The sequence below is a fragment of the Micromonospora sp. DT4 genome, assembly GCF_049841675.1.
Lineage (GTDB): Bacteria > Actinomycetota > Actinomycetes > Mycobacteriales > Micromonosporaceae > Micromonospora.
Genome location: NZ_JBNCKT010000027.1, coordinates 40181 through 55126, shown reverse-complemented (window position 1 = coordinate 55126; position 14946 = coordinate 40181). Strand labels below are relative to the sequence as shown.

Annotated in this window: 15 protein-coding genes and 1 pseudogene; 5 read left to right on the top strand and 11 right to left on the bottom strand. The window is 73.0% G+C overall.

Annotated elements, in window-relative coordinates:
* Positions 1 to 96 precede the first annotated feature (96 nt).
* The 4 genes and pseudogenes from ACLQ24_RS11135 to ACLQ24_RS11120 all read right to left on the bottom strand — a co-directional run.
* Positions 97 to 376: pseudogene (locus ACLQ24_RS11135) on the bottom strand (IS5/IS1182 family transposase); the annotation flags it as partial.
* 238 nt (positions 377 to 614) lie between these two features.
* The gene (locus ACLQ24_RS11130) at positions 615 to 1424 is read right to left on the bottom strand and encodes an Fpg/Nei family DNA glycosylase (protein ID WP_425890947.1); all 810 of its coding nucleotides are present in this window, start codon (positions 1422 to 1424) and stop codon (positions 615 to 617) included.
* Positions 1425 to 1463: 39 nt separating this feature from the next.
* Complete coding sequence (locus ACLQ24_RS11125; RefSeq protein WP_425890945.1) at positions 1464 to 1664, bottom strand: DUF397 domain-containing protein; 201 nt, start codon at positions 1662 to 1664, stop codon at positions 1464 to 1466.
* Complete coding sequence (locus ACLQ24_RS11120; RefSeq protein ID WP_425890944.1) at positions 1657 to 2544, bottom strand: helix-turn-helix domain-containing protein; 888 nt, start codon at positions 2542 to 2544, stop codon at positions 1657 to 1659. The genes ACLQ24_RS11125 and ACLQ24_RS11120 overlap by 8 nt, the downstream gene beginning before the upstream one ends.
* A gap of 190 nt (positions 2545 to 2734) precedes the next feature.
* On the opposite strand from ACLQ24_RS11120, the gene ACLQ24_RS11115 reads away from it, so the two are divergent.
* From ACLQ24_RS11115 to rocD, 5 genes are all read left to right on the top strand, one after another.
* Positions 2735 to 2899 carry a hypothetical protein gene (locus tag ACLQ24_RS11115; RefSeq protein WP_425890942.1) on the top strand — a complete coding sequence of 55 codons (165 nt, stop codon included), beginning with the start codon at positions 2735 to 2737 and terminating at the stop codon, positions 2897 to 2899.
* Positions 2896 to 3150, top strand: coding sequence for a hypothetical protein (locus tag ACLQ24_RS11110; protein WP_425890940.1), 255 nt, complete (start codon positions 2896 to 2898; stop codon positions 3148 to 3150). The genes ACLQ24_RS11115 and ACLQ24_RS11110 overlap by 4 nt, the downstream gene beginning before the upstream one ends.
* 117 nt (positions 3151 to 3267) lie before the next feature.
* Positions 3268 to 4095 carry a thrombospondin gene (locus ACLQ24_RS11105; protein WP_425890938.1) on the top strand — a complete coding sequence of 276 codons (828 nt, stop codon included), beginning with the start codon at positions 3268 to 3270 and terminating at the stop codon, positions 4093 to 4095.
* A 454-nt stretch (positions 4096 to 4549) separates the two neighbouring features.
* The gene (ddaH, locus tag ACLQ24_RS11100; RefSeq protein WP_425890956.1) at positions 4550 to 5365 is read left to right on the top strand and encodes a dimethylargininase; all 816 of its coding nucleotides are present in this window, start codon (positions 4550 to 4552) and stop codon (positions 5363 to 5365) included.
* Positions 5365 to 6579 (top strand): ornithine--oxo-acid transaminase, encoded by a 1215-nt coding sequence (gene rocD / locus ACLQ24_RS11095; protein WP_425890954.1) that lies wholly within the window; start codon positions 5365 to 5367, stop codon positions 6577 to 6579. The genes ddaH and rocD overlap by 1 nt, the downstream gene beginning before the upstream one ends.
* A 47-nt stretch (positions 6580 to 6626) precedes the next feature.
* Here the strand turns inward: rocD and ACLQ24_RS11090 are convergent, their stop codons facing one another.
* The 7 genes from ACLQ24_RS11090 to ACLQ24_RS11060 form a co-directional block, all read right to left on the bottom strand.
* Complete coding sequence (locus ACLQ24_RS11090; RefSeq protein WP_425890936.1) at positions 6627 to 7781, bottom strand: FHA domain-containing protein; 1155 nt, start codon at positions 7779 to 7781, stop codon at positions 6627 to 6629.
* Entirely contained in the window at positions 7778 to 8071 is a 294-nt protein-coding gene (locus ACLQ24_RS11085; protein WP_425890935.1) for a 4a-hydroxytetrahydrobiopterin dehydratase, read from the bottom strand. Before ACLQ24_RS11085 ends, ACLQ24_RS11090 begins: the two co-directional genes overlap by 4 nt.
* Positions 8072 to 8099: 28 nt before the next feature.
* Positions 8100 to 8858, bottom strand: coding sequence for a fatty acid desaturase family protein (locus ACLQ24_RS11080; protein ID WP_425890933.1), 759 nt, complete (start codon positions 8856 to 8858; stop codon positions 8100 to 8102).
* 133 nt (positions 8859 to 8991) lie between these two features.
* Positions 8992 to 12588 (bottom strand): SCO7613 C-terminal domain-containing membrane protein, encoded by a 3597-nt coding sequence (locus tag ACLQ24_RS11075; RefSeq protein ID WP_425890931.1) that lies wholly within the window; start codon positions 12586 to 12588, stop codon positions 8992 to 8994.
* A 48-nt stretch (positions 12589 to 12636) separates the two neighbouring features.
* Positions 12637 to 12957 (bottom strand): divalent-cation tolerance protein CutA, encoded by a 321-nt coding sequence (gene cutA, locus ACLQ24_RS11070; protein ID WP_425890929.1) that lies wholly within the window; start codon positions 12955 to 12957, stop codon positions 12637 to 12639.
* A gap of 9 nt (positions 12958 to 12966) precedes the next feature.
* Entirely contained in the window at positions 12967 to 13983 is a 1017-nt protein-coding gene (locus ACLQ24_RS11065) for a 1-acyl-sn-glycerol-3-phosphate acyltransferase (protein ID WP_425890927.1), read from the bottom strand.
* Entirely contained in the window at positions 13983 to 14816 is an 834-nt protein-coding gene (locus ACLQ24_RS11060) for a patatin-like phospholipase family protein (RefSeq protein ID WP_425890925.1), read from the bottom strand. Before ACLQ24_RS11060 ends, ACLQ24_RS11065 begins: the two co-directional genes overlap by 1 nt.
* Positions 14817 to 14946 lie beyond the last annotated feature (130 nt).

Here is a 14946-nt window from a genome sequence, read left to right as displayed (position 1 = left end):
AGCACCCCGACAAAAACGCACAACTCATCACACTAAGTAACGCAATCTTCGACTGCAACAAAAATGATCTCAACTAAGAGTGACCGGCAATAGGCGTCACCTGAGTCGGCGGGTTGTCGGTCGGGTGTCCCAGCGATAGAGCGTGCGGGCTCGTTGGATGAGTTGACGGATCGTGACCGATCGCGGCGGCCAGGTAGAGGTAGAAGTCGATGATTTTGGCGTTGCGGTCGGTGCAGCGGCGGATCTTGCCGAAGCCGTTCATCCACGAGTTCGTGCGCTCGACTACCCACCGTTTGCCGACTTGGATCGGGGCGGGTACGCCCTTGCGGGCGATCTGCGCGTCGAAGCCGATCTCGTCGAGCAGCTCGCGGGTGCGGTAGCCCGCACCCGCAAAAACCCCACCAGCAAATACAGCCCAAACGCCGGACAACACCCCACAACCACACAGACCTACAGCTTCCACGCCGAAATCACAGTCTTCGAGAAAGGACTTGCCTCCCGCTCACAGCGCTAAACGCAACGACGTTGACCTCCTGGTTCCAGCGCGATCATGAGCGGGAAGGCGCGACCAAGCTGGCTTTGGCGCGGGCGAGCGGGCGGCGCTGCGCGGCGGGTCAGCCGGCCTGGCAGGTACGGCACCAGTAGAGGTTGCGGCCGGCCAGCTCACCCCGACTGACCTCGGTGTCGCAGATGTGGCAGGGCGCGCCGGCGCGGCGGTAGACGTACACCTCGCCGCCGTGGCGGTCGACCCGCGCCGGCCGGCCCATCACCTCGGGCAGGTGGACGTCGCGGACGGTGTCGATCCGACCGCGTTCGAGGGCGAGCCGCATCAGGTCGACCAGGTCGGCCCAGAGCGCTTCCCAACCGGCCCGGGTCAGCCCTCGACCGGGCATCGTCGGCGGCAGGCCGGCCCGGAACAGCGCCTCGGTCACGAAGATCAGACCGGCGCCGGCCACCACCGACTGGTCGAGCAGCAGCGCCGCGAGGGGCGTCGGGCTGCGGGAGATCCGGGCGTACGCCCGCTCGGGGTCGGCGTCGGCGCGCAGCGGGTCCGGGCCGAGGCGGGCCCGCAGGGCGTCGACCTCGGGCGGGGTGAGCAGTTCGCAGGCGGTCGGGCCGCGCAGGTCCAGCCAGTGCCGGTCACTGGCCAGCCGCAGCCGCACCTGGCCGACGGGCTCGGGTGGGGTCCCCGAACCGTCGGTGAACTTGCCGTACAGCCCGAGGTGCACGTGCAGGGTCAGCTCGTCGGCGAAGTGGTGCAGCAGGTGCTTGCCGTACGCCTCGGTGCTGTCCAGGACGGTGCCGGAGAGCCGCGCGGCGCCCTCGGCGAAGCGGCCCTGCGGGCTGGCGGCGTGCAGCTTGTCGCCGGCGAACAGCTCGGCGTGCCGGGCCGCCAAGCGGTGGATCGTGTGTCCCTCTGGCACGGGTGCCAAGGATAGCCAGCCGTGCCGGGGATGACCTGGTCAGCCTTGGCGCTGCTCCTTCACGCCGCTGACGAACGCCGCCCAGATGGCCGGGGTGAAGGTGAGCGCCGGGCCGGTCGGGTCCTTGCTGTCCCGCACGCCCACCACGCCGGGGAGGTTGTCGGCCACCTCGACGCAGTTGCCGCCGCTCCCGCCGCTGCGGGTGCTCTTGCGCCAGCGGGCCCGGGCGAGGTCAGTCATGATGCTCCTCGATGATCGAAGTGATCGTTTTCTCTGATTCTGCCTCAGTGGACGCGAGCGTCTCCAGGTCCGACCAGACCTGTTCGAAGGCCGTCACCTCGGCCGGCTTGTCCAGGTAGAGCGCGCCGGTGATGTTCTCCAGGTAGACGGTGGTCGGCTCGGTCGAGGCCCGCCCCAAAGGTTGCGGGAAGCCCAGCAGCACGAAGGTGCCGGTCTCGCTGGCCAGGGGTGGGCCGGCGGCGAACGGCAGCACCCGCAGGCTCACGTTCGGCAGCGTGGCCACGTCGAGGAGGTGGCGCAACTGCCCCACCATCGCCCGCCGGTCGGGGATCGTGCGCCGCAGCACCGCCTCGCTCAGGACGACCCGCAGGACGGGCGCGGCGGGCAGTCGACGCACGAGGATGCTCTGCCGCTGCAATCTCAGCTCCACCAACTTCTCCCGATCCTGCGGGCTCATGGTCGGGTTCTTGCGGCGGAACAGCTCGCTGGCGTATTCGCGGGTTTGCAGGAGGCCCGGAATGAGCTCTGCGTCGTATTGACGCAGAGTCGAGGCGGACGATTCCAGGCCGACGTAGAGCGAGAACCAGGACGGTACGACATCGCCGTACGAATGCCACCAACCCTTGGCGCGCGTCTCCTTCGCGAGCGCGGCCACAATGTCCCTCATTTCTTCGGGAACCCGGTAGAGAGAGCACATGGCGCGGGCGTCCACCACGCGCACCGGGACCAGCCCCTTCTCGATGCGCCATACCTTCTGCCGTGAGCAGTCCAGCGCATGGGCAGCGGCGTCCAGCGTCACTGCGGCGTCCTCGCGGAGCTGGGTGAGCAGCCGACCGAGCTGCCGCCGAGGGACCGTGGACCCGCCTGTTTCATCCGTCATGCAACATCACCGCGCCCTTCCTGCAACATTGATTGTTGCGCCTCGCACGCATTTGTCGTGCATTCCTCGTGCGTCAATATGAATTGAGGCTATGGGGGCGGGTGACGTTGCACAAGGGGGCCAGCATGGAACAGGCTGTCTCCTATTCGAGTCACCGACAAATGAGGCAGCATTGGCCGAGGAGCAGCGCGTGTCGTACAACGAATATCTCTTGGTCACCGCGCTGACCCTCGCCCGCCGGCATCAGCCCGTCTGGAGTTGGGCGCGCTGGCGCAGGGTGTGCCGCTGCGGCGCGGAGCTGCCCTGCCGGGCCCGCCACCGTATCCCGATCAACCGTGGGCACTGGCCGACGTGACCAAGCTGAAACCCGGCGACCTCCTGCTGATCGGCGCGGCCTGCTCGGTGCAGTTCTCCGGCGACCGCGCGCTACGCCTCCGACTGGTGAGCGTGGACGCGCGACCGACGTACGAGGGGTGGGTCTGGTTGACCGGCTACGTCCTGAGCGACAAGGGCCTGGCCGTCGACAAGCGGGAGGTGTACGTACGACGGGACGGGTTGCGGGTGCTGCGCGCCACCACCAGGCCCGACGGTCGGGTCCGCACCTGATCGAGCGGCCCTACCCGGAATCGGTGTCAGGAAACGCCCAGGTGGGTATTTCGGGGTCGTAGCGCGTGGGTGCCACCCCTGAACGTCGGCCACCACGCATTTAACAGGAGGTGTGTAGTGGTCAAGATTCCTTCGCTCTCCCGCCGGTCGGAGCAGACGCCGACGCGGGACGAGAACCTCGACGGCCGGGCCGACGGCCGTGATACCCCGGTCGAGGACCGGGGCGCCGACCAGACGTACCGCAGCACCACGGCGACCGGCGACGCCACGGCGACCCCCGGGCGGACCGGACGCACCGGCGAGGCCGAGCGGCGGGCCGCGGAGCGCGCGGCCGTGGTCCGCGCCGCCACCGCCCGGCCGGTGGAGACCGAGACCCGGTCCGACACCACCCGCACGACGGAGGGCGAGACCCGGTCCGACGCCGCCCGCCCGGGTGCCGCCGCCGCGACGGTCGCGGCCCCGACCATCGAGCGCGACAAGGACCTCGACGGTACGACCCGACTGCCCGAGCGCGACACCGACCTCGACCGCACCAGCCGGCGGTCCGACGTGACCGACCGTCCGGTCGACACGACCCCCGCCCGCGACACCGAGCCGGAGCCGCCGGTGACGCGCGGCCCGAAGCCGCGGGCGAGCCTGCTCGCCACCCTCGGCCTGATCGTCTCCGTCGTCGGTGCGCTGTTCGTGCTGAGCGGCACGCTGGCCGGGTACGGCATCGGGCTCGGCGCGGCCGGCGCGGTGCTCTCGGTACTCGGCCTGATGGCGACCCGCCGCCGGCACGTCGCCGGCAAGACCGACGCGCTGTTCGGCATCCTCATCGGGCTCGCGGCGGTGGTGCTCGGCGTCCTCGCGATGACCGGACAGTTCGTGTGGCCGACCACCGACGGCGACTGGGGGCAGCGCCTCCGTGAGTGGCTTGACTCACAGTTTGTTGATCGTTTCTAGCGGGCACTGATCCGCTCGCCGGTGATGCACCGGCGAGCGGCCTGCGGTTCGTCGGCAGCCCGATCAGTCCGGTGGTTCACCGGCGGGAGACACACTTTCAGGGGCGGCGATTCGCCGCCCCTGAAGTGTGTCCGAGGTTCACACGGTCGCCACGTCGCCTCCAGGCGGAGACATCGCGGGCACCCGCTCGCCGCTCGCCTGATGCACCTCGGACGCACGCACGGACGACAGCCGCCGCACAGCGGCACCGGGTGACCGGAGCACGCACCAGCCTTCGCCAGCCGGTCCGCGCAACGAATCGCGGCCAGGCATCCCTCACACGCAACGTATCTACGGTCTGCGCAACTCTCGGTGGTGGATCCTGCCGCTGACGCCGCATAACGTTGAGCAACGGCGCCAGCCCGTGGGCCACGGTGGCCGGGCGCGCCCGACCCCTGGGAGCAGGACAATGACGATGGACGCCACCAGCCAGCGCCTGTTGATGTGCCGGCCGACGTACTTCGCCGTCGACTACGCCATCAACCCCTGGATGGACCCGAGCGCGCCGGTCGACGTCGCGCTCGCCGTCCGGCAGTGGGAGCAGCTGCGCCAGACGTACCTGGACCTGGGCCACACCGTCGAGGAGATCACTCCGGTGCCCGGCCTGCCCGACATGGTCTTCGCCGCCAACGGGGGCACCGTGATCGACGGCAAGGCGATGGCCGTGCAGTTCCGCGACCCGCAGCGCGCCGACGAGGCGCCGGCCTACCGGGCCTGGTTCGAGGCCGCCGGCTTCGAGATGTACGACCCGAAGCACGTCAACGAGGGTGAGGGCGACGTCCTGCTGGCCGGCGACCACCTGCTGGCGGGCACCGGCTTCCGTACCGCCCACGCCGCGCACGCCCAGTTGCAGGAGGTCTTCGGCTACCCGGTGATCACCATGCAGCTCGTCGACCCGCGCTTCTACCACCTGGACACCGCGCTGACCGTCCTCGACGAGCGGACCGTGGCGTACCTGCCGGAGGCGTTCTCCCCCGGCAGCCAGGCCGTGCTGCGCCGGCTCTTCCCCGACGCCGTGCACGCCACCATGGCCGACGCCGAGGTGCTGGGCCTGAACGCGGTCAGCGACGGACGGCACGTCGTGCTACCCGCGCAGGCCACCGACCTGGCCGCCAAGTTGCGCGACCGGGGTTACGAGACCATCGGTGTCGACCTGTCCGAGCTGCGTAAGGCCGGCGGCGGACCGAAGTGCTGCACGCTGCGACTCCGTCAGGGAAAGGCAAGCAAGTGATCGTGGACGACATGCTGCGTACGCCGGGAGCGGTCCGGGACGCCGAGCGCTGGACGGCGCACAACTACCACCCGCTGCCGGTGGTGATCTCGTCGGCCGAGGGCGCGTGGCTCACCGACGTGGACGGCAAGCGCTACCTGGACTGCCTCGCCGGCTACTCGGCGCTCAACTTCGGCCACCGGCACCCGCAGCTCATCGCCGCCGCGCACGCCCAGTTGGACCGGCTGACGCTGACCAGCCGCGCGTTCATCCACGACCAGTTCGCCGACTTCTGCCGGGAACTGGCCGAGCTGTGCGGCAAGGACCTCGTGCTGCCGATGAACACCGGTGCCGAGGCCGTGGAGACCGGGATCAAGGTGGCCCGCAAGTGGGGCTACCAGGTCAAGGGCGTACCGGCCGGTCAGGCCAACATCGTGGTGGCCGAGGGCAACTTCCACGGCCGGACCACGACCATCGTCAGCTTCTCCACCGACGAGGACGCCCGCGCCGACTTCGGGCCGTACACCCCGGGCTTCACGGTCGTGCCGTACGGCGACCTCGACGCGCTCGCCGCCGCGATCGACGAGAACACCGTTGCCGTGCTGCTCGAGCCGATCCAGGGCGAGCAGGGCGTCGTGGTGCCGCCGGAGGGCTACCTGCCGGGCGTACGCCAGGTCTGCACCGAGCGGAACGTGCTCTTCATCGCCGACGAGATCCAGTCGGGTCTGGGGCGCACCGGTCGGACGTTCGCCTGTGACCACGAGGGCGTCGAACCTGACATGTACCTGCTGGGCAAGGCGCTCGGCGGTGGCATCGTGCCGGTCTCCGCAGTGGCCGCGAACGCCGACGTGCTCGGCGTACTCAAGCCCGGCCAGCACGGCTCCACCTTCGGAGGCAACCCCCTCGCCTGCGCGGTGGCCGTCGAGGTGGTCCGACTGCTGGCGACCGGTGAGTTCCAGCGCCGCTCGGCCGAGCTGGGCGAGCGGCTGCGGGCTGGCCTGGAAGGGCTGGTCGGCAAGGGTCTCGTCGGGGTACGCGTCCGGGGCTTGTGGGCCGGTCTGGACATCGACCCGGCGCTGATGAGCGGGCGCGAGGCGTGCGAGCGGCTCGCCAAGCGCGGCATCCTCGCGAAGGACACCCACGGCTCGACGATCCGGCTGGCCCCACCGCTGGTCATCACCGAAGAGGAGATCGACCTGGCGGTCGCCGCGCTAGCCGAGGTACTGGCGGCCTGACCCGACGTGGGAAGGGCGGGCGTCGATGCCGACGCCCGCCCTTCACGTCAGGGGCGGGGCAGGCGCATCGCCATCGTGGGCGCCTCGGCCATCACCGAGGTCGGGGTGAACGGGGCGCCCGTGGGCAGCTCCTCGGCACGGCCGATCTGCACACCGGGGTACAGCTCGATCATGTCGTTCTCGCCCAACACCCGGGACTGCTGCGGCGTCAGCGCAATCCGGTCCGCCTCGGCCATCGACCCGGCCGGTCGGATGCCCGAGCCGTTGGTGCTGACGTCGGTCACGATGACCTCGCCGACCCGCAGCTCGAAGCGCACGTGACCCCGGCTGATCCACCTTCGGGCCTCGTCGTTGAGCCACTGACCGAGCATGATCCCGCCCTCCTGCTCGGGCGCCCGGCCGGCCACCACCGGCTGCTCCTCGCTCAGCACGAACCGCCGCCGGACCAGGCCGCCGACGCGTACCGCGAGCACCTCCGTACGCGGACGCGGGCCGGCGTCGCCGAGCCGCGCGCCGTGCCGGGGGCAGGTCGGCACGCCGTTGCGCAGCGACGGCGGCGGCTGCGCGGCCGGGCTGCGGTCCGCGCCTCCGGCGAGGTCGGCGAACGCGCCACCCCCACCACCGCTGCCGAACAGCGCGCAACCCGACTCCGGGCAGCGCCACTGGCGGGCGAGCAGCTTCGCCTCGGTCGGCGAGCGCTTGCCGGCGACCGGCACGTGCCCCCCGCCCACGTGCGCGATGAACACCGGACCACCCGCGCCCGGCACCGGGGCGACCACCCGACCCGGCCGCTCGACCAGCCACGGGAACCGCCCGCGCAGCCCGTCGAAGCGAACACGGCTGAGCACCGGAAGGCCGAGCAGGTCGGCGACCTCCAACATCCGGTCACCCGGATTGTCGAGCACCTCGACGAGCCCGTCGTCCGCCCAGCGGCGCACCACCATCCGCTCGTTGGACGTCAGGTCGGCGTCGGAGAGCAACGCCCGGTGCACGATCGCGTACACCTGGACGCTGTCCTCCTCCAACTCGCGGGAGAGCGCGTCGATGACCATGCCGAGGCGCAGCAGGCTCGCCGGCCGGCCGCCGTCGATGTCCTGGTAGCGGATGATCTCGGCCAGGTCGAGCACCGCCCGGGCCAGCGACGGGTCGGTGCAGACCCGTCCCTCGATGGCGTCCAGGACCTTGCTGATCTCAAATCTCATGCCGCGCTCCGGACGATGTCGTCAATCCGCTTGGCCAGCTCGATGTCGCGGTGGGTGACCCCGCCGGCCGAGTGCGTGACACAGCGGAAGGTCAGGGTCCGCCATCGGATGTCGATGTCGGGATGGTGGTCGAGTTCCTCGGCCACCGCCGCCACCCGGTCCACCACCGCGATGGCGTCCGGGAAACTGCCGAGCTGGGCGCTACGGCCGATGCCGGTCGGGTCACCCGACCAGTCGGACAATCCGCCCAGCTCTTTCCGCACCGCGTCCGCGGTGAGCAGGTCTACCATGACCAGACCCTACCGGTGACAGTTCCCGTCAGCCGCGCAGCGGCCGGCCCACCTCGTGCAGGTGACCGAGCGCCTGCCGGTACGACTCGACCAGCCCGGTCTCCGCGTACGAGATGCCCTGCTCCGCGCAGTAGGCGCGCACGATCGGCTGCGCCCGGCGCAGGTTCGCCCGAGGCATGTTCGGGAACAGGTGGTGCTCGATCTGGTAGTTGAGCCCACCCAGCGCGGTGTCGACAAGCCGGCTGCCCCGCACGTTGCGCGAGGTCAACACCTGCTTCCGCAGGAAGTCCAGCTCGTCCTCGGCGGTCGGCATCGGTATGCCCTTGTGGTTCGGCGCGAACGCGCAGCCCATCGTCCATACGAGGGCGCCCGCGCCGACGTCCGGGTCCTCGTCCTCGTGGTTCGGGTTGGCGTGGTGCCGGTTGTGCTTGTCGACCCACCAGCCGTAGCTGAGCCCCACCGCCGCGTTTCCGGCGACCAACCCGACCAGCTCGCTGGGGAAGCGCCGACGGAACATCTGACGGTGCCCCGCATCGTGGCCCAGGAAGGCAACCTGGGTGGTGGCCACCGCCAGCACGGCCGCGAGCGCCACCTGCCACCAGGAGTCGCCGACGAGGAACACGGCGACCCAGCCGGCCACGAACGCGCCGAGGGTGAGCACGAGGCGGGCACCGTACGAGGCGGGCCGCCGCTCCAGCAGGCCGGCCTGACTGATCCGTCGGGACAACTGTGCGTAATCACTGCCCCGCCGTCGTACCGGCGGTTCCGCCACCGCTCCGAGCGCCATCGCTGCTCCCCGCCTCATGTGGATCGGACCTGATGGTCCGGGCTCACCGTCAACCCTGCCCGAAAAAGTTGCGCTGAGTAACCCTGAAAACCCCCGAACGGGGGGTAGGGCGAGCCCTACCCCCGGCCTCCGCTCAGCCCAACCGGGCCACCACGGCGCGCAGCCGGGCCAGGTCACGCCGCCGCCGCTCGTAGCTGGCCGCCAGCCCGATCAACGCCAACCCGCCGATACCCAGGTAGATCCACCGGGGCAGCAGGTCCCAGCCCCGGGCGAGCTCGTGCAGTGCCAGGACCGCCAGCACGCCACCGGCGACCAGCACCGGCGCCTGCCAGCGGCGGTGGGCGCCGGCCAGCACGATGCCCAGCGCCGCCGCCCCGAGCAGCAGCCGCCGCCACGGCTGCGGGTCCGACCCGGCCAGCACCGACACCAGGCTCGGCAGCAGCGCGGCGACGAGCCCCGGACCGAGCGCCGGCCAACTGGTCAGCCCCGGCCGCGTTCGCAGCGCCAGCAGGCCCGCGCCGACGGCGAGCGCGGCGGCCGGCAGGGTGTACGCCTCCAGCACGGTCACCCCGCCGGCAGCGAGCAGCACCCACGCCCCGAGCAACTCGCTGCCCGCGGCAACGGCGGCGAACCGCCACCGTCGACCGGCCGGCTCGCCCCGCCGCAGCAGCCGCAGCGCCATGGCCGCCCCCCACAGCACGCAGACGGTCGCGAGATGCCGGGCCACCTCGACGGCGAGGACCGCCGCCACCAGCGCCACCGCCTGCGCGGCGGCGTCCAGCACCCGCCCGACGGGCGCGCGTCGGCCAGTCGCGGCGGCCGCCGCGACGAGGACCAGCGCGGCTACCCCCAGCAGCGGGTACGCCGCCGCCCGCAACGGCTGCCCGGCGGCGAGCGGCGCCGTCACCGCCAGCGCGCAGGCGGCCCCCACCGCCACGACGCTCCCGACGACGCGCACCTCGCCGACCCGCGCCCCGACGGCGACGACCACGGCCGCCACCAGGAGCGTGCCCTCGGCGGCGAGCGTGCCGGACCGGGTGGCCAGGAGCCCCGTCACCCCGGCCACGGCCAGCACGGCCCCCGCCGGCGCGACGATCGACGCGAGCGCCAGCCGGGGCGTCAGCAGGGCGGCGAGCAGCAGCGCGGACACCCCGGCGAGCAGGGTGGCGGCCGGCAGCATCGGCCAGGGCACGCCCACCGCGACGAGCAGCACCGGCAGCGCAGCCCCGACGAACGGCACGGCGGCCAGCAGCGGTGGGCGTACCCGCCGACCGGCCACGACCGCGGCCACCGCCAGCGTGACGAGCGCCAGCCCGGCGGGGAGCAGCCCCCGGTCGGCGACGACGGTCGGCGCGCCGGACCAGACCCGCCCCGACGAGCCGTAGGGAGCGACAAGCGCCACGAGCACCGCCGGCAACGCGGCCAGCACCGCGACCCCCGCCAGGACGACACCCACCGCCGCCAACACACCCGGCGCGCCGGCCACCGGCGGCCCCCCAGCCGCCGCTTCCCGGACCGCCGGCCCCACGGCCCCGGCCGCGCCCGCCCCGGCCGCGCCCGCCCCGGCCGTCTCGCCCGTCGACCGCCCCCCGACCACCCACTGCTCCCCCGGCCCGACCGGCTCTTCGGCGGTCGTCGACAGACCGCCCCGGCGGGCGACGAGAGCGACGCCCAGCGCCGCCAGCGCGGCGTACAGCGGTACCGGCTCGTCCCCCGCCGCCAGCAGCGGCGCGACCCCCGCCGCGAGCACCGCGACCACCGCGCCCGGCACCGCGTACCCCAGCAGGTCGACCCGGTGGCGACGCACCGCGAGCGCCGCGACCAGCGACAGCCCGGCGGCGGCCAGGGCCGCCCGGGCCTGCCACCACGGCGGCGCGCCGGCCGCGAACAGCGCCACCGCGGCGAGGCCGGGCGGCGTGAGCTGCGCGAACAGCAGACCCACACCCGCAACCCGGCGGTACGCCCCGGTCCCCCGCCGCGACGCCACCGCCACCCCGAGCACGGTCCCGACGCCCAGCACCACCACCACGCCGACCGGATCGGCCAGCGCCACCAGCAGCGCGTGCCCGAGCAGCAGCACGCCGCCGCAGGCCCAGCCGAGCAGCGTCGCCGCTCGGGTCGCCGGGCGGGCCAACACGGCGAGCAGCAGCACGGACCCACCCACCAGGTCCACGGCCACCACCGTCGCCCACGACGCCGTCCAGCCGGCCGGGACGGCGAGCAGGACCGCCACCGCACCGACCGAGGCCAGCACCACCCACACGCGCCGCCTCACCAGCGCCACGGTGGCGGCCAGCGCCAGCGCCACGGCGGGCGCCACCTGCCAGCCCCAGCTCAGGTCCGGCCCCAGGCGGGCGCCGTGCCACGGCGGCAGCGAACGGGCGGCGGCGGCCAACGCCAGCGCACCGGCGATCACCACGGTGATCTGCGCCGTACCGGCGGCGACCAGCAGCGCGCCGGCACGCGGACCGGTACGCCGACCCGTGGGCAGCAGCCGCACCGCCCCGGCCAGGGCGAGCGCCACCATCGACGCCGCGAGCAACAGCAGCGACGGACGCAGTTCACCCACCGGGCGCAGCAGCGCGGCGGCGAGCACCGGAACCAGCAGCCCGCCGGCCACCGCCCGCAGCGCCGGACCGCCAACCAGCCAGGCCGCGCCGACCCCCGTCACCGCGACCAGCAACAGCGGCGCCCCCGCCAGCAGCGGCGAGCCCCCCGCCCGCCCCAGCAGCAACGGCACCAGGGCACACGCCGCGGCCCCGGCCAGCGCGCCGACATGGGCCACCCCAACGAGCACCCGACCGGCGAGCCGGCCCCCACCCACCCCATCGCGCAGCGCGACCAGTACCATCAGGTCGAGCAGCGCCACCCCGAGCAGCGCCACCCCGAGCAGCGCCACCCCGAGCAGCGCCACCCCGAGCAGCGCCACCCCGAGCGGCGCCAGCGCCCAGCCCGCCGCGCCGGGCTCGGCCTCCACCGCGAGCAGCGGCAGCACCGGCTGGCCCACCACGAGGGCGGCGAACCAGGGCCCCGCCAACCCGCTGAGCCGCCCGTACGCGACGGCGACCGCCGCGCCGGCCCCCCCGACCAGCGCGGCGTAACGGGTACCCGGCCAGTCGGTTACCCCGGCCAGGTCCACCGACCAGGCGGCGTACCCGTCCAGCAGCACCAGCACCAGTCCCACCGCGGCGAACGTCTCCGCCGTACCCCGCAGGCCCCGCCGAACCGCCAAGAGTGGGCCGGCCAGGACGAGCGTCGTGACCGCCGCCAGGATCAGCGCCCGGCCGCCGACCCCCACGGCCGCCCAGGCCACCGCCGTGAAGACCACCGCCGCGGTGCCCAGCAGGAGTCCACCCAGGACGAACAGCAGGCCCTGGACGGTCCGCGTCGAGGTCTCCGCCACGCCGGGCGGTGGCGTCCCCACCGCGCCACCGACCGTCGTCGACGCGGCACGCGGCGCGGCCCCGACGGTTGACGCCCCCGCCGCCACCTGCGCGCGGACGACCGCCGCCAGCTCGGCGCGCCGCCGCGAGGCCGCCGTCAGCAACCCCGCCAACTCGGTGTACGTCCGGCGGGCCCGCTCCACCTCCGGCTCGAGCCGAGCCATTTCCCGGCCGAGTCGGACCACCTCGGCCGCGATCGGGTCCGGCGGTCGGCCGCAGCCGGCACAACCGGCGCCCAGATCGGCCGGGGCGCCGCAGGCGGGGCAGGGATAGCGGGTGTCGTCCACCCGGTCATCATCGAGAAGCCGGAGAGGGCCGGCCCAGAGTGCGCGTACCTAGGGTCGGGTGTGGTCGTGCACCCAGGCCGCGTACCCGGGGTTGCCGCTCTCCACCCTGGACACCAGGATCTCCGGGACCTCGTACGGGTGGCTGGCCCGGAGCTGGTCCACCAGCGCGGCCAACCGGTCCGGTGCGGTCTTGAACTGCACGGACCACTCGGTGCTGGTCTCCACCCCGGAACGCCACCAGTAGGTGCTGTCCACCTGACCGCCGACCTGGGCACAGGCGGCGAGCCGCCCGGCGACGGCCGCGGCCGCCAACACGTCCGCGACCGAACGCGCATCCACCACCGTCGTCACCACGCAGATCTGGTCCACGAGCGCACCCTACGCGGCGACGTCCCGATTGGCCGCAATCCACGTGTCAATCTGCGCCCACCAGTCGAAGAGCCAGTCGATGCGCTGCTGCCGTTCGGTCGGCACCTCCTCGGGCGGCACCGACCAGAAGCGCATCACGATCCGCTTGTCCATGGGCAGTTCCCGCCACACGTCGGCGATCGTGAGCATCCGGTCCAGTCCGGTGTGGGCGACGAAGATGACCCCGGCATCCGGTGCGGCGTCCAGCGCGGCGAGCACCCCACCGGGCTGCGGTGCGAGCACGTGACGCATCCGTTCGGCACGCTGCGCCATGCGTTCGAGGCCGAGCGAGCGCAGCCGGGCGATGGCACGTACCCGCCGCCCCGGGGTGAAGTTTCCGCCCTCCGGGAAGATCACGAAGGCGTCGTTGTCGTCCAGGCCGGTGGCCAGGTGCCCGACCTGGCGTACGGTCTCCTCGCCACGCTTCGAGGCGGGCGCGATGAACCGGTTGGGCAACCGGTTGAGCAGCACGTCGATCGCCGGGTCCCACTGGAGGCTGTCCTTGAGCACGATCCGCGGCTCCCGGTTGAACCAGTTGACCAGACCGTGGATCAGGATGAACGAGTCGCCCGGCCCGGCGTGTCGGGACAGCACCAGCTCGGGGCGGCCGGGCAGCGCGGTGTCCGGATCGGTGCCGACCACGTCGATGTGCAGCCGCAGCGACCAACGGGCCTGCCAGAACAGCACCCGCAGGAACCAGCCGGCCAACACGTAGTGCGCCCGCTGGAAGGCCGGGGACCGGCTGCGCCAGCCGAAGCCGGAGACCAGCCAGAGGACGAACAGCGCGAGCAGCGCGGCAGCGTCCCACACCAGGTAGACGCAGCCGATCCAGAGCAGTCGCAGGGGGCGTAGCCGGCCCGGGACCAGCGGTGAGGCAGCCGCGGCGAGCAGCGCCCAGACCGGCAGCGTGGTCACCACGACGATCGCGAGCAGCACCACGCCGGGGGCGATCAGCAGCCGCCGCAACCACCGGGGAGGCAGTGGCATCAGCGTTCCACGTGGGTGGCGAGGTAGCGGCGGGAAGCGGTGTACGCCCGACTGATCCGACGTCCCACCGCCGCCATGTCCCGGTACGCCCACGGCGTGTCGTCGCGGGGATTGAGCCCTCCGGTCGGCAGGACGTGCACCTCCACCCCCTCGGGTAGCGCGGCCATCTCCCGGAAGAACCGGTGCCGGCGGGATATCTCGAACGCCACCTGCGCGATCTCCCACGGCCGCCGGGGCGGCGTCAGCTCCCGTTCGATCCGGCCCACCTGGAGGACGAAGACCTGGCCGGCGCCCGCGGCCACCGCCTCGCCGATCGGGATGGAGTTGACGATCCCGCCGTCGATGTAGTGCGCGCCGTCGATCTCGGTGGGCGGGAGCAGGCCCGGCACCGACGCCGACGCCAGCACCGCCGGCACCACCGGGCCGCTGGTGAACCAGTGCTCGGCGGCGCGCTCGATGTGGGCGGCGCAGCAGCGGAACGGCACCCGCAGGTCGGCGAAGGTGGTGTCCACGCCCAACTCGGACTCCAGCAGCCGGCGCAGCGGCCGGGGCGAGTGCAGGTGGGTGCGAGCGGCGAAGCGGCGCAGTTGCCGGGCGACCGAGTCGCCGTACACCTCGCTGGCCTCGGGCGACGCCCAGAGCCGGACCAGCCGGTCGGTCACCGCCTCGGACGGGTCGGCGGCGACCAACGCGCCGTTGACCGCGCCGATCGAGGTGCCGAGCACCATGTCGGGCTGGATGCCGGCACGGAACAGGGCCCGCAGCATCCCGACCTCCACGGCGCCGAGCACCCCGCCGCCACCGAGTACGAACGCCACCGGTCCCGGAGCCATGTCCTCATCCTGGCACGCGCCCGCCGCCGACCTGCGAGCCGCCGCCGCAGGACGGTCGGCGCACCCCAGCCACCATCCGTCGACGTGCCGTCCCGTTGGCGTTGACAGGCCGGACACATTCACGCAACCT

Bases quoted from the DNA above. Each gene is read 5' to 3' on its own strand.
- ACLQ24_RS11125 (WP_425890945.1), bottom strand. From the start codon at position 1,664: ATGACTGACCTCGCCCGGGCCCGCTGGCGCAAGAGCACCCGCAGCGGC.
- ACLQ24_RS11120 (WP_425890944.1), bottom strand. From the start codon at position 2,544: ATGACGGATGAAACAGGCGGGTCCACGGTCCCTCGGCGGCAGCTCGGT.
- ddaH (WP_425890956.1), top strand. From the start codon at position 4,550: ATGGACGCCACCAGCCAGCGCCTGTTGATGTGCCGGCCGACGTACTTC.
- ACLQ24_RS11090 (WP_425890936.1), bottom strand. From the start codon at position 7,781: ATGAGATTTGAGATCAGCAAGGTCCTGGACGCCATCGAGGGACGGGTC.
- ACLQ24_RS11085 (WP_425890935.1), bottom strand. From the start codon at position 8,071: ATGGTAGACCTGCTCACCGCGGACGCGGTGCGGAAAGAGCTGGGCGGA.
- ACLQ24_RS11080 (WP_425890933.1), bottom strand. From the start codon at position 8,858: ATGGCGCTCGGAGCGGTGGCGGAACCGCCGGTACGACGGCGGGGCAGT.
- ACLQ24_RS11065 (WP_425890927.1), bottom strand. From the start codon at position 13,983: ATGCCACTGCCTCCCCGGTGGTTGCGGCGGCTGCTGATCGCCCCCGGC.
- ACLQ24_RS11060 (WP_425890925.1), bottom strand. From the start codon at position 14,816: ATGGCTCCGGGACCGGTGGCGTTCGTACTCGGTGGCGGCGGGGTGCTC.